Annotated in this window: 9 protein-coding genes; 7 read left to right on the top strand and 2 right to left on the bottom strand. The window is 56.8% G+C overall.

Going from position 1 to position 13,844, the window contains the following annotated elements; translation table 11 throughout:
• Window positions 1-159 precede the first annotated feature (159 nt).
• Together F3J37_RS23520 and F3J37_RS23515 are read right to left on the bottom strand one after the other, a co-directional pair.
• Complete coding sequence (locus F3J37_RS23520; RefSeq protein WP_034824836.1) at window positions 160-1,500, bottom strand: carbohydrate porin; 1,341 nt, start codon at window positions 1,498-1,500, stop codon at window positions 160-162.
• 213 nt (window positions 1,501-1,713) lie between these two features.
• Window positions 1,714-2,676: an aldo/keto reductase gene (locus tag F3J37_RS23515; protein ID WP_166936181.1), complete on the bottom strand. Its 963-nt coding sequence runs from the start codon at window positions 2,674-2,676 to the stop codon at window positions 1,714-1,716.
• Between the two features lie 240 nt (window positions 2,677-2,916).
• Here F3J37_RS23515 and F3J37_RS23510 point away from each other — a divergent pair, with 240 nt between their 5' ends.
• The 7 genes from F3J37_RS23510 (at window position 2,917) to baeS (ending at window position 13,844) form a co-directional block, all read left to right on the top strand.
• Window positions 2,917-4,143, top strand: coding sequence for an MdtA/MuxA family multidrug efflux RND transporter periplasmic adaptor subunit (locus tag F3J37_RS23510; protein WP_166936179.1), 1,227 nt, complete (start codon window positions 2,917-2,919; stop codon window positions 4,141-4,143).
• Complete coding sequence (locus F3J37_RS23505) at window positions 4,143-7,265, top strand: MdtB/MuxB family multidrug efflux RND transporter permease subunit (RefSeq protein WP_166936177.1); 3,123 nt, start codon at window positions 4,143-4,145, stop codon at window positions 7,263-7,265. Before F3J37_RS23510 ends, F3J37_RS23505 begins: the two co-directional genes overlap by 1 nt.
• Window positions 7,262-10,330 (top strand): multidrug efflux RND transporter permease subunit MdtC, encoded by a 3,069-nt coding sequence (gene mdtC / locus F3J37_RS23500; RefSeq protein ID WP_166936175.1) that lies wholly within the window; start codon window positions 7,262-7,264, stop codon window positions 10,328-10,330. The genes F3J37_RS23505 and mdtC overlap by 4 nt, the downstream gene beginning before the upstream one ends.
• A 71-nt stretch (window positions 10,331-10,401) precedes the next feature.
• A complete protein-coding gene (gene vapB, locus F3J37_RS23495) occupies window positions 10,402-10,635 on the top strand; it encodes a type II toxin-antitoxin system VapB family antitoxin (protein WP_034824846.1) in 234 nt (77 codons plus the stop codon).
• On the top strand, window positions 10,635-11,033 hold the full coding sequence (gene vapC, locus F3J37_RS23490) for a type II toxin-antitoxin system tRNA(fMet)-specific endonuclease VapC (protein WP_097116633.1): 399 nt from the start codon (window positions 10,635-10,637) through the stop codon (window positions 11,031-11,033). The genes vapB and vapC overlap by 1 nt, the downstream gene beginning before the upstream one ends.
• A gap of 16 nt (window positions 11,034-11,049) precedes the next feature.
• Complete coding sequence (locus F3J37_RS23485; RefSeq protein ID WP_166936173.1) at window positions 11,050-12,456, top strand: MFS transporter; 1,407 nt, start codon at window positions 11,050-11,052, stop codon at window positions 12,454-12,456.
• Window positions 12,453-13,844 (top strand): envelope stress sensor histidine kinase BaeS, encoded by a 1,392-nt coding sequence (gene baeS, locus F3J37_RS23480; RefSeq protein ID WP_097116632.1) that lies wholly within the window; start codon window positions 12,453-12,455, stop codon window positions 13,842-13,844. Before F3J37_RS23485 ends, baeS begins: the two co-directional genes overlap by 4 nt.

The raw sequence follows: 13,844 nt of genomic DNA, 5'->3' as shown, positions 1-13,844 counted from the left end.
TCGTAACGAGAGACGATATCAAGGGCCTGACTGAGCTGCATAAAAAAATCCGGAAACGAAGCGTTTCCGGATTCTTACACAGCCACTGGATCGTTCAACTGATCCTTAACTGATCGGCATTAGGCCACCCTGGCCGCCATTTTCATGTGCATCCGCGAATCAGAAATTAATGTTCGCCGCGATGCCGCCAACAAACGCATCTTTCACTTCACTCACTGCACCCGGCGCCACCACATATTGCAGGTTCGGACGCAGCTGCAGCCATTTGGTCAGCTGAGCGTTGTAATAGATCTCGTAGTTGTATTCCGAGCCATCCTGAATCGGCAGATAGGTCGGGCTGTTGAAGTCAGTTTCGCCGTTAGCGTTGTTCTGCTCACGCAGCGAACGGGTATAGGCGCTGTTAACGTGGATGCGCGCCGCACCGACACCGATTTCATCCTGTGGACGCGCATCAAACGGCCCTTTCCAGGTGAAGCTGATGGACTGATAGTTGTCGGTTTTCGAGGTTTTGTGGTCGTTCATCACTGCCTGTACCGTCACGCCCAGACCACGGCTGGCGTCCCCGCCCTGCGCTGTCAGTTGCTGTTGCAACAGCACATAACCACCGTAGGCGTGATCCTGGCTTTGATAGGCCCCATCGCGCCAGCTGCCGTAATTATCGCTGTTGGCTGACGAGTAGTAATACCCGATACGGTAGTTACCCGGCAGTTTGTCGGCACCGAAAGTCGGTTTCCAGCCCAGTTCCACCGGCACCATATTGCCTTCAGAGTTGCTAGTGTCGAGACGGAAGCCATCACCGCGATCGTAGTTGGAACTGTTCTGGTTATAGAAGCCAACCTGGAAGAACACTTCCGGCGTGATGTTGAACTTCACACGGCCGCCCCACTGGGAAACCGGCCAGTTAAACCAGCGATCGCCACGCCAGTTACCCGCCTGACCACTACCAAAGGCCAGGTTCTGGAACTTACTGTCGAAGTTATCGAAGTCTTCACCGACAGTGACACGACCGGCTTTCAGGTTAACCGCGTCATCAAACAAACCTTTGCTCAGCCAGAACTGCGTCAGGCGCCAGGTTTGTCCACGGCCATACACTTCCTGCGTTGAAGAGAGCATGCCCGTGCGACGATCGGCGACCTGATCGGAGATGTTTTGCCCATTACGGTCAGTGATGGTCATCTGGAATTGCGCATCCTGCCAGTTCAGCAGTTTTTCCAGGTCAAAGTTGGCGCCAAACGCCCACTGATCGCTGTAACGCATGGAAGTGTTGGTATCCGCGCCGCCGCCGAGGTTAGAAGCGCTCTCCATGGTGTAGTTGACGTCGAATTTAATGCCGTCTTTTTCCAGCTGCGTTCGGGAACCACCCCAATCGCCGAACATGTAAGGTGAGTCATAGCTGAATGCATCAGCCGCCATTGCTGATGTACTCAACATCGCAAACATCAGGGTGCCCGCTGCCAGACGGGGCATATGCTGCACTGCTTTTTTTCTGTTCATGATCATTATTCTTTTGTGATGTAACGGGAAAGGATCGAACAGAGGATAGTGCTGGCGTTATGTCAATTTTTGCAAATATGTGCGCAGTGTTTGGCAGGGTGATAGTTAATTAACGCAATTGTGACAAGGGTCTATGAATGAATATATTTTTACAGAAATGGCATTTTTTGCATGGCAAAAAAATAAAATAAAGCGGGACGCCGTCGCGTCCCGTGAAGGTTACGCCTTACTGGCGCTCGCCAGTTCCTCGATCTCTTGCTTACTCAACTCTAACTCAGTGGCTTTCACCAGTTCGTTAATCTGCTCCAGCGAGGTGGCACTGACGATCGGTGCGGTGATGCTCGGGCGCGCAATCTGCCACGCCAGCGCGACCTGAGTCGCTGATGCATCGTGCGAAGCCGCCACATCCTCCAGCGCTTCGACAATGCGCTTGCCGCGCTCGTTAAGATACTTTTCGACGATGCCCTGCCCGCGTTTACTCTTGCTGGCATCTTCCGGCTTTTTGTATTTGCCGCTCAGGAAGCCACTGGCAAGTGAGTAGTAGTTAATCACGCCGAGGCCATTCTTAACCGCCACCTGCTCCAGGCCGCCTTCATACTCCTGGCGGTCATACAGGTTGTATTCTGGCTGTAGCGTTTCATAGCGCGCCAGCCCCTCTTTTTTACTGATATCCAGCGCTTCCTGCAGGCGTTTAGCATTGTAGTTGGAGGCGCCGATAGCACGCACTTTGCCTTCTTTAATCAGCGAATCAAAGGCTTTCAGTGTATCGACCAGCGGCGTATCCTGGTCGTCGCGGTGCGCCTGATAGAGATCGATCACATCGGTTTGCAAACGACGCAGCGAATCTTCCACCGCCTGACGGATGTAAACCGGTTTTAGCCCGGTTTTCTCCGGAGACAGCTCCATTCCCACTTTCGTCGCCAGCACAATACTGTCGCGCTTGCCGCTCTTTTTCAGCCATTTACCGATGATGGTTTCAGACTCGCCCCCTTCATTACCGGGAGCCCAGCGCGAATAAACGTCCGCGGTATCGATAAAGAACAGCCCTTTTTCCACCAGCGCGTCGAGCAGTGAGAACGAGGTTTTCTCGTCGACTGTCCAGCCGAAAACGTTGCCGCCAAAAGTGAGAAGCGGAACCTGAATACCACTGTCGCCAAGCTGACGGGTTTTCTGTTGACTCATTTTGTTCTCCTTATTGAAACGAGACATGACTGCCTTTGAGCTTAGCAAAGGAAATCGCTGCGCTTATGCGTTTTCCTGCCAAAATGTTTACGTAATATGAATACTTAGCGCCTCAGGGGCGATATTCTTAATTCCTTCAATTTTTGCCCGGCCCGGGCGTCTACAATCATTTCGTTTGCGAAACGGCCATTTTGCTTTCGCATTTGGGGAATACGAAACCGCTGGAGAGCACGCAAGCAGATGAACAGTCGACTGAAAACAAGCCTGATAACACTTGTCGCGATCGCCGCAGTCGCGGGCGGATATTACTGGTGGCAGCATCCTGCGGAACCGAGTAAGCAGCCGCAAGCCGAGGGCCAGCAGCATCATGGTCGCGGCGCAGGCGGCGCAAATCGCCGTCCTTTAGCACCGGTGCAGGCCGCTGCCGCAACAACCCAGAGCGTGCCCTACTATCTCAGCGGGCTTGGCACCGTCACCGCCGCCAATACCGTGACGGTTCGCAGTCGCGTTGATGGCCAGCTGATGGCATTGCATTTCCAGGAAGGTCAGCAGGTGGCAGCGGGTGCACTGCTTGCCGAAATCGATCCCCGCCCGTATCAGGTTGCGTTAATTCAGGCCCAGGGCCAGCTGGCAAAAGATCAGGCCACGCTCGCCAATGCACGTCGCGATCTTAGTCGCTATGAAAAACTGGCGAAAACCTCACTGGTGTCGCAGCAGGAACTGGACACGCAACGCTCGCTGGTGAGTGAAACGCTCGGCACAATTAAAGCCGATGAAGGTAACGTCGCCAGCGCGCAACTCAATCTCACTTACAGCCGCATTACCGCACCGATCGCCGGTCGGGTCGGTTTGAAGCAGGTCGATGTCGGTAACTACATTACTTCCGGCGATACAACCGGCCTGGTGGTGATCACCGAAACCCATCCGATTGACGTGGTGTTCAGCGTTGCCGAGAACAACATTAGCCAGATCCTCAAGGCACAGAAAAGTGGCCAGCCGTTGATTGTCGAAGCCTGGGATCGCAGTAACAAAACCCTGCTCACCAGCGGCACGCTGCTCAGCCTCGATAACCAGATTGATGCCACCACCGGCACCATCAAACTCAAAGCGCGCTTCGATAATCAGGATGATGCACTGTTCCCCAATCAATTCGTCAACGCGCGTCTGAAAGTAGATACGCTGCAGGATGCGGTGGTGATCCCAACGGCTGCGCTACAAATGAGCAACGACGGTCACTTTGTCTGGGTGGTCAACAGCGATAACAAAGTGAGCAAGAAGCGCGTAACGGCGGGCTTGCAGGACAGTCAGAAAGTGGTAATCAGCGCCGGGCTCGACGCCGGTGAGCGCGTGGTCACTGACGGATTGGATCGTCTGACCGAAGGTGCCACCGTTGAAGTGGTATCACCGCAAAGTACCGCCACACACAGCACGCGCGCCGCCCAGCCTGCCCGTGGAGAGCGTCAATAATGCAGGTGATGCCTCCTGACAGCAGCGGCGGTCCGTCACGCCTGTTTATTCTGCGCCCGGTGGCGACCACGCTGCTGATGATTGCCATTCTGCTGGCGGGCGTGCTCGGTTACCGCTTTCTGCCGGTATCGGCGCTGCCCGAAGTGGATTACCCGACGATTCAAGTGGTCACGCTCTATCCCGGCGCCAGCCCGGATGTGGTGACCTCCTCGATTACCGCCCCGCTTGAACGTCAGTTCGGCCAGATGTCAGGGCTGAAGCAGATGGCATCGCAGAGTTCCGGTGGTGCCTCGGTGGTGACCTTGCAATTCCAGCTTTCACTCTCTTTGGATGTCGCCGAGCAGGAAGTACAGGCGGCGATCAACTCCGCCACCAATCTGCTGCCCAGCGATCTGCCCAACCCGCCGGTCTACAGCAAGGTTAATCCTGCCGATCCACCGATCATGACGCTCGCCGTCACCACCACCAGCATGCCGCTGACGCAGGTGCAGGATATGGTGGAGACGCGCGTGGCGCAGAAAATTTCGCAGGTCACCGGCGTCGGTCTGGTGACGCTGTCCGGCGGGCAACGCCCAGCCGTACGCGTGAAAATGAACACCCAGGCACTGGCCGCGTTAGGCTTGACCAGCGAGACGGTGCGCACCGCGATTACCAACGCCAACGTCAACTCCGCCAAAGGTAGCCTGGATGGCCCAACGCGATCGATTACGCTGGCCGCCAACGATCAGATGACCTCCGCCGAGGATTACCGCAAGCTGATCATCAGCTATAACAACGGTGCGCCAGTGCGTCTTGGTGATGTCGCCTCCATTGAACAAGGTGCGGAAAACAGCTGGCTCGGGGCCTGGGCTAACCGTCAGCAGGCGATTGTGCTCAACGTACAGCGCCAGCCTGGTGCCAATATCATCGCCACTGCAGACAGCATCCGTGCGTTGCTGCCCTCCCTTACCGCCACACTGCCCAAATCGGTAGACGTGAAACTGCTCACCGATCGCACCACCAATATCCGTGCATCGGTGGCGGATACGCAGCACGAGCTGATGCTGGCGATTGGTCTGGTGGTGATGATCATCTATCTGTTTCTGCGTAACGTGCCTGCCACCATCATCCCGGCCGTGGCAGTACCGCTGTCGCTGGTCGGGACGTTTGCGGCCATGTATTTCCTCGGCTTCTCAATCAATAACCTGACGCTGATGGCGCTCACCATTGCCACCGGCTTTGTGGTCGACGATGCCATCGTGGTGATCGAGAACATCTCGCGCTATATCGAAAAAGGCGAGAAGCCGATGACGGCAGCGCTGAAGGGCGCGGGTGAAATCGGCTTTACCATTATCTCCCTCACCTTCTCGCTGATTGCGGTGCTGATCCCGCTGCTGTTTATGGGCGATGTGATTGGCCGCCTGTTCCGTGAGTTTGCTGTAACGCTGGCGGTGGCGATTCTGATCTCAGCCGTGGTGTCGCTCACGCTCACGCCGATGATGTGTGCACGCATGCTTAGCGCCGAATCGCTGCGCAAACAGAACCGCTTCTCGCGAGCCAGTGAAGCGATGTTTGATCGGGTGATTGCCGGGTACGGACGCTGGTTAACGCGCGTATTGCAGCATCCGTGGATCACATTGTCGGTGGCGCTCGGCACGCTGCTGCTGACGGTGGTGATGTGGATTGCTATACCGAAAGGCTTCTTCCCGCAGCAGGACAACGGCATTATTCAGGGCACCTTACAGGCGCCGCAGTCGGTGTCGTACAGCAGCATGGCGGAACGCACGCGCGATGTGGCGTCGATCATCATGAAAGATCCGGCGGTGCAGAGCATGACGTCGTTTGTCGGCGTTGATGGCACTAATGCGGCACTGAACAGCGCGCGTTTGCAGATCAACCTGAAACCGCTCAGCGAGCGTGATGACCGCATTCCCGCGGTGCAGAAACGCCTGCAGCAAGAGATTGATAAAGTGCCTGGCGTCTCACTGTGGCTGCAGCCGGTGCAGGATTTGACCATTGAAACCCAGGCCAGCCGCACGCCGTACCAGTTCACGCTGCAATCCGGCTCGCTGGAATCACTCAGCACCTGGGTACCGAAGCTGCTGGCACAACTCAATAGCTTGCCGCAGCTGCGTGACGTCAGCAGCGACTGGCAGGATCAGGGGCTGGAAGCCTTTATCCGCGTCGATCGCGACAGCGCCAGCCGTCTCGGTATCACCATGGCGGATGTCGATAACGCCCTGTACAACGCCTTCGGTCAACGATTGATCTCCACCATTTATACTCAGGCCAATCAGTATCGCGTGGTGCTGGAGCAGAACAATGAGCAAACGCCGGGCCTGGCCAGTCTCGACGGTATTCGACTGACCAGCACCGAGGGCGGCAGCGTACCGCTCAGTGCCATCGCGCAGATCGAAGAGCGTCATGCGGCGTTGAGCATTAACCACCTCGATCAATTCCCGTCAGCCACCTTCTCGTTTGATGTCGCCGAAGGCTATTCACTGGGCGAAGCGGTGAAAGCCATCAGCGCAGCCGAAGATCAGGTCGGCATGCCCGCCGAAATGATGACGCAGTTCCAGGGCAGCACGCTAGCGTTTGAAGCGGCGCTCACCAGTACCGTGTGGCTGATTATTGCGGCGGTGGTGGCAATGTATATCGTGCTCGGTGTGCTGTATGAGAGCTTTATCCATCCGATCACCATTCTCTCCACGCTGCCAACAGCGGGGGTGGGCGCGCTGCTGGCGCTGATGCTGAGCGGCAACGAGCTGGATATTATCGCCATCATCGGCATTATCTTGCTGATCGGTATCGTGAAGAAAAACGCCATCATGATGATCGATTTCGCGCTGGCCGCCGAGCGTGAGCAAGGTATGGCGCCACGTGAAGCGATCTATCAGGCCTGTTTACTGCGTTTCCGTCCGATTCTGATGACCACGATGGCGGCACTGCTCGGTGCCTTGCCATTGATGTTGAGCACCGGTGTTGGCGCAGAGCTGCGTCATCCGTTAGGTATTGCCATGGTCGGCGGCTTGATCCTCAGCCAAATCCTGACGTTATTTACCACGCCAGTGATCTATCTGCTGTTTGACCGACTGGCCCACGCCACGCGCCGTCGCTTCAAGCGTTCCGAGGCGCAGCCGTGAAGTTCTTCGCGCTGTTTATCCATCGGCCAGTGGCGACCACGCTGCTGACGCTGGCGATTGCGCTGGCCGGTATTCTCGGTTTCCGTCTGCTGCCGGTCGCCCCGCTGCCGCAGCTGGATTTCCCGGTAATCGTGATTACCGCTTCGCTGCCCGGTGCGTCGCCGGAAACCATGGCTGCTTCGGTGGCCACGCCGCTGGAACGTTCGCTGGGGCGCATTGCCGGTGTCAGTGAGATGACCTCCACCAGTTCACTCGGCAGCACGCGCGTGATTCTGGTGTTCGATTTTGACCGCGATATCAACGGTGCCGCGCGTGACGTGCAGGCCGCCATCAACGCCGCCCAAAGCCTGCTGCCGACCGGCATGCCAAGCCGTCCGACCTATCGCAAAGCCAACCCATCGGATGCACCGATCATGATCCTGACGCTGACCTCGGACATTTATAATCCCGGTCAGCTGTATGATTACGCCTCAACCCAACTGGCGCAGAAGCTTTCGCAAATTCAGGGCGTTGGTGATGTGACCGTGGGCGGCAGTTCGTTACCTGCGGTGCGCGTCGATCTCAACCCGCAGGCTTTATTCAATCAGGGCGTGTCGCTGGATGCGGTGCGCACCGCCATCAGCAATGCCAACCAGCGCCGTCCGCAAGGGGCGATTGATGATGTGCAGCAGCGCTGGCAGGTACGCACCAACGATGAGCTGCAAACCGCCAGCGAATATCAGCCGCTGGTGGTGCATTACAGCAACGGCGCGGCGGTCCGCCTGAGCGATGTGGCTAACGTGCAGGACTCGGTGCAGGACGTGCGTAACGCCGGGATGACCAATGGCAAACCGGCGGTGCTGCTGGTGGTGCGCAAATCGCCGGATGCCAATATTATTGAAACCGTGGATCGCATCCGCAGCGAGATGCCGCTGCTGCATGAGGTGATCCCCGCCGCCATCGATTTACAGATCGCTCAGGACCGCTCCCCCACCATTCGCGCCTCGCTGCAGGAAGTCGAGCAGTCATTGATGATTGCGGTGGCGCTGGTAATTCTGGTGGTGTTTGTCTTCCTGCGCGACGGCCGAGCCACCCTGATCCCGGCCGCCGCCGTACCGGTTTCGCTGATTGGCACCTTTGCCGCCATGTATCTGTGCGGATTCAGCCTCAACAACCTGTCGCTGATGGCGCTGACCATCGCCACCGGGTTCGTGGTCGATGATGCGATTGTGGTGCTGGAAAATATCGCGCGTCACGTTGAAGCGGGGATGAAACCGCTACAAGCGGCGCTAACCGGCGTGCGCGAAGTGGGCTTTACCGTGCTGTCGATGAGTCTGTCGCTGATTGCCGTGTTCCTGCCACTGCTGATGCTGGGCGGCATTATCGGGCGCTTCTTCTCGGAATTTGCCATCACGCTGTCGGTGGCGATCCTCATCTCGCTGTTTATCTCCATCACCCTGACGCCGATGATGTGCGCCTACCTGCTGAAGCCGCAGGAAAAGCGCAGCCAGCCGCGCACACGTGGTTTCGCCAAGGTAATGCTGAAGGTGCAAAACGGCTATGCGCGCTCGCTGGGTTGGGTACTCAATCACGCAATTTGGGTGCTGATGCTGCTGCTCGCCACCGTCGGGCTGACGGTGTATCTGTTTATCTCGATCCCGAAAACCTTTATGCCGGAACAAGACACCGGGCGCTTAAACGGTTTTATCTCGGCGGATCAAAGCATTTCTTTCCAGGCGATGCGCGGCAAGCTGCAGGATTTCATGAACATCATCAAGGCCGATCCGGCGGTGGATAACGTCACCGGCTTTACCGGCGGTTCGCGCACCAACAGCGGATCGATGTTCGTGTCACTTAAGCCGCTGTCGGAACGCAGTGAAAACGCGCAGGAGGTGATTGCCCGCCTGCGCACCAAGCTGGCGAAAGAGCCGGGCGCTAACCTGTACCTCAACGCAGTGCAGGATATTCGTATCGGCGGACGTGAATCTAACGCCAGCTACCAATACAGCCTGCTGTCGGATAATCTCGCCGACCTGCGCGAGTGGGAGCCCAAAATTCGTCAGGCGTTTGCCGCGTTGCCAGAACTGGTGGACGTGAACTCCGATCAGCAGGACAAAGGCAGCGAAATGGATCTGACCTACGATCGCGAAAGCATGGCGCGGCTGGGTATTGAAGTCTCGGCCGCCAATGCGCTGCTGAACAACGCCTTTGGTCAACGGCAAATCTCCACCATTTACCAGCCGCTGAATCAGTACAAAGTGGTGATGGAAGTCGATCCGCGCTACACCCAGGATATCAGCGCCCTCGATCAGATGTTCGTGATCAACAGCGATGGCAAAGCCATTCCGCTGAGCTGGTTCGCCAAATGGCAACCAGCTAACGCGCCGCTGTCGGTCAACCATGAAGGTCTGTCAGCCGCCTCAACGATTTCGTTCAACCTGCCGGAAGGCGTGTCGTTATCTCAGGCTTCGGCGGCGGTTGAACGCACCATGACGGCGCTCGGTGTGCCCTCCAGCGTACGCGGCAGCTTTGCCGGTACGGCGCAGGTGTTTGAGCAGTCACAATCCAACCAGCTGTATCTGATGCTGGCGGCGATTGCGGCGGTGTATATCGTGCTGGGGATTTTGTATGAGAGCTACGTGCATCCGCTGACCATTCTCTCCACCCTGCCCTCGGCCGGCGTGGGCGCGCTGCTGGCGCTGGAACTGTTTAATACGCCGTTCAGTTTAATTGCGCTGATAGGGATATTGCTGCTGATTGGCATCGTGAAAAAGAACGCCATCATGATGGTGGATTTCGCGCTGGAGGCCCAGCGCAATGGCAATCTCAGCGCGCGTGACGCCATTTTCCAGGCCTGCCAGATGCGTTTCCGCCCGATTCTGATGACCACGCTGGCAGCGCTGTTTGGCGCACTACCGCTGGTGCTGACCAGCGGCGACGGCGCAGAGCTGCGTCAACCGCTGGGGATCACCATTGCCGGCGGCCTGGTGATGAGTCAGCTACTCACGCTTTATACCACGCCGGTGGTGTTTCTGATGATGGATAAGCTGAGTCGGCGTAAAAAAGCGGCATTGATTACCGAATGACCATGCTATACACCTTTGCTACATAGCATAAAGCGAGTAAACTTTATCCAGTCACTATGAAGGAGGTTTATATGTCTCAAGGTACAGTGTTTACCAATAATCGTACGCAAAACGTGCGTATTCCTGCTGACGTGCGCTTTCCCGACAACGTGAAAAATGTCACGGTGCGTGCGATTGGCAAAGAGCGCATTCTCACACCAATAGAAAACGCCTGGGATAGCTTTTTCCTCGATGGCCCCAGCGTAAGCGATGATTTTATGAATGAGCGTGCGTCACAGGAGCAATCTGACAGGGAAGATTTTTAATGCATCGCTATATGCTGGATACCAACATCGTTATCTATGTCATCAAACGCCGCCCGATTGAGGTTTTGGAACGCTTTAATGCCAATGTCGGGCGCATGGTCATCTCATCGATTACGCTTGCTGAACTCGTTCATGGTGCGGAGAAAAGTGCTTTTCCTGAAAGGAATTTACGCACTGTTGAAGACTTTGTTTCCCGTCTGGACGTACTCAGTTACGACCAAAGGGCAGCATTTCAATACGGCTCGATTCGCGCTGACCTGGAAAAGAAAGGCACACCCATCGGTCTGAATGATTTACACATTGCTGCACACGCGCGGAGTGAAGCGCTAACACTCATTACCAACAACCTGCGCGAATTTTCACGGGTGAACGGGTTAATCAGCGAAAACTGGCTTTAATATAACGGTAATCTTCATGAACTCGCAAAACGCCACCGTGCGCTGGCAGCTGTGGATCGTCGCCTTCGGCTTTTTTATGCAGGCGCTGGATACCACTATCGTCAACACCGCCATCCCTTCAATGGCGCGTGACCTCAATGCCAGCCCACTCAACATGCACTCGGTGATCGTGTCGTATGTGCTGACGGTGGCCGTGACGTTGCCGATCAGCGGCTGGCTGGCGGATCGCTTTGGCGTGCGTAACATCTTCTTCTGCGCCATTGTGCTGTTCAGCATCGGTTCGCTGCTGTGCGCCTTCTCTACTTCGCTCGATCAGCTGGTGATGGCGCGTGTGGTGCAAGGCGTCGGCGGGGCGATGATGGTGCCGGTCGGGCGTTTGACGGTGATGAAAATTGTGCCACGCGAGCAGTACATGTCGGCGATGACCTTTGTGACCACGCCGGGGCAAATCGGTCCGCTGCTGGGTCCGGCGCTGGGCGGGATTTTAGTGCAGTACGCCAGCTGGCACTGGATCTTCCTGATTAATATTCCGGTCGGCATCATCGGCGCGATTGCTACGCTGATGCTGATGCCGAATTACACCATGCAAACCAAACGTTTTGATTTTCTCGGCTTCGTGCTGCTGGCAGTGGGCATGGCGACCCTGACGCTGGCGCTCGACGGCCAGCGCAGCACCGGCGGCTCCCCGCTGCTGCTCGGTGCACTGATTCTGGTCGGCGTGTTCTCCCTGCTGTTTTACCTGATGCACGGCCGCAACAACGACAACGCGCTGTTTAGCCTGAAGCTGTTCGACAGCCGCATCTACTCGATTGGCCTGCTCGGCAGCTTCACCGGACGCATCGGTAGCGGCATGCTGCCCTTTATGACACCGATCTTTTTGCAGGTGGGCCTCGGCTACAGCCCGTTCCACGCCGGTTTAATGATGATTCCGATGGTGCTGGGCAATATGGGCACCAAACGCGTGGTGGTGCGCATCGTTAACCTGTTTGGCTATCGCAATGCGCTGGTCGGAGCGACTATCGCACTGGCGCTGGTGGTGTTGCTGTTTCCGGCAGTGGCGCTGCTCGGATGGGTGTGGATGCTGCCGGTGGTTCTGCTGCTGCAAGGCATGGTGAATGCCATCCGCTTCTCCTCAATGAACACCTTAACCCTGAAAGAGTTGCCGGATGATCTGGCTTCGAGCGGCAATAGCCTGCTCTCAATGATCATGCAGCTGTCGATGAGTATTGGCGTCACGGTGGCAGGCTTGCTGCTGGGTGCGTTCGCCCACGGTGCCGTGAGCAACAGCGCCGCCGCACATCAAACCTTTATTTATACCTACCTGTGCATGGCGCTGGTGATTGTGTTGCCAGCACTGGTGTTTTGGCGCGTACCCAAAGATGTGAGTAAGAACGTGGATCTCAGAGGCAGGAGAAAAGCATGAAGCAGCCGTTGAAACTCGGCATTGGTGCCAAGTTGTTTGTGGCGATTTTTTCCACCTGCATGCTGGTGATCATCACCATGCACTGGGGCGTGCGCCTCAGCTTTGAGCACGGCTTTGTTGATTACATCAAGAAAGGCAATGAACAGCGTTTAACCCTGCTGAGCGATGCGCTGGCGGATCAGTACGAGCAGCACGGCAACTGGGATTTCCTGCGGAACAACGACCGCCTGATTTTCACCATTCTGCGGTCGATGGAGCAAAATCCCGGCAGCAGTACGCAGTTGCCGCCACACGGCTGGCGTACCCAATTCTGGATTATCGATCAGCAGTATAAGGTCTTGTCCGGGCCACACTCGCCGGTGCCGCCGGAAGGCACGCGGCGCAACATCACCACCAGCACCGGCAAAGTGGTAGGTTGGGTGATCGCCTCGCCCGCTGAACGACTGACGCGCAGCACCGATATCAACTTTGATCTGCAGCAGCGCCGCACCAGCTGGATGATCGTCACCCTCACCACGCTGCTGGCGGCACTGGTCACCTGGCTGCTGGCGCGCGGCTTATTGGCCCCGGTGAAGCGGCTGGTGGATGGCACCCATGAACTGGCGGCAGGCAAATTTTCCACACGCGTGGAAGTGGGCAGCAGTGATGAAATCGGTCAGCTGGCGCGTGACTTTAACCAGCTCGCCAGTTCGCTGGAGAAGAACGAAAGTAACCGCCGCGCCTTTATGGCCGATATCTCCCACGAGCTGCGCACACCGCTGGCAATCATGCGCGGTGAGCTGGAGGCGATGCAGGATGGTGTGCGCAAGCTGACGCCGGAAGCCATCACCTCACTGCAGAGTGAAGTGGTGGTGCTGACTAAACTGGTGGATGATTTGCATCAGCTGTCGCTGTCTGACGCGGGCGCCCTCGCCTATCGCAAACAGCCGGTGGATGTGGTGAATCTGCTGGAAGTGGTGGCAGGCAGCTTTGGCGAACGCTATCGCAGCCGGGATTTGACGCTCACCCTTGCGCTGCCGACCAAAGCGGAAAGTTTTGGCGATCCGGATCGTTTGATGCAGTTGTTCACCAATCTGCTGGAGAATAGCCTGCGTTATACCGATGCCGGTGGCGAAGTGCGGGTCAGCCTGCAACAACACGGCGACTACTGGCAATTACGCTTTGCCGACAGCGCGCCCGGCGTGGATGCTGAACATCAGGCACATCTTTTTGAGCGTTTTTTCCGGGCTGAAAGTTCACGCAATCGCGCCAGCGGCGGCTCTGGGTTGGGCCTGGCGATCTGTAAAAACATTGTTGAAGCACATAGCGGCAGCATTTCTGCGGAGCACTCTGATTTAGGTGGACTGCAAATCGCGCTAAACTTGCCGTATGTTCCTCACCAGAAATAG

The organism is Candidatus Pantoea communis (genome assembly GCF_011752685.1).
GTDB lineage: Bacteria > Pseudomonadota > Gammaproteobacteria > Enterobacterales > Enterobacteriaceae > Pantoea > Pantoea communis.
This window is presented reverse-complemented; position numbering and strand designations above follow the sequence as displayed.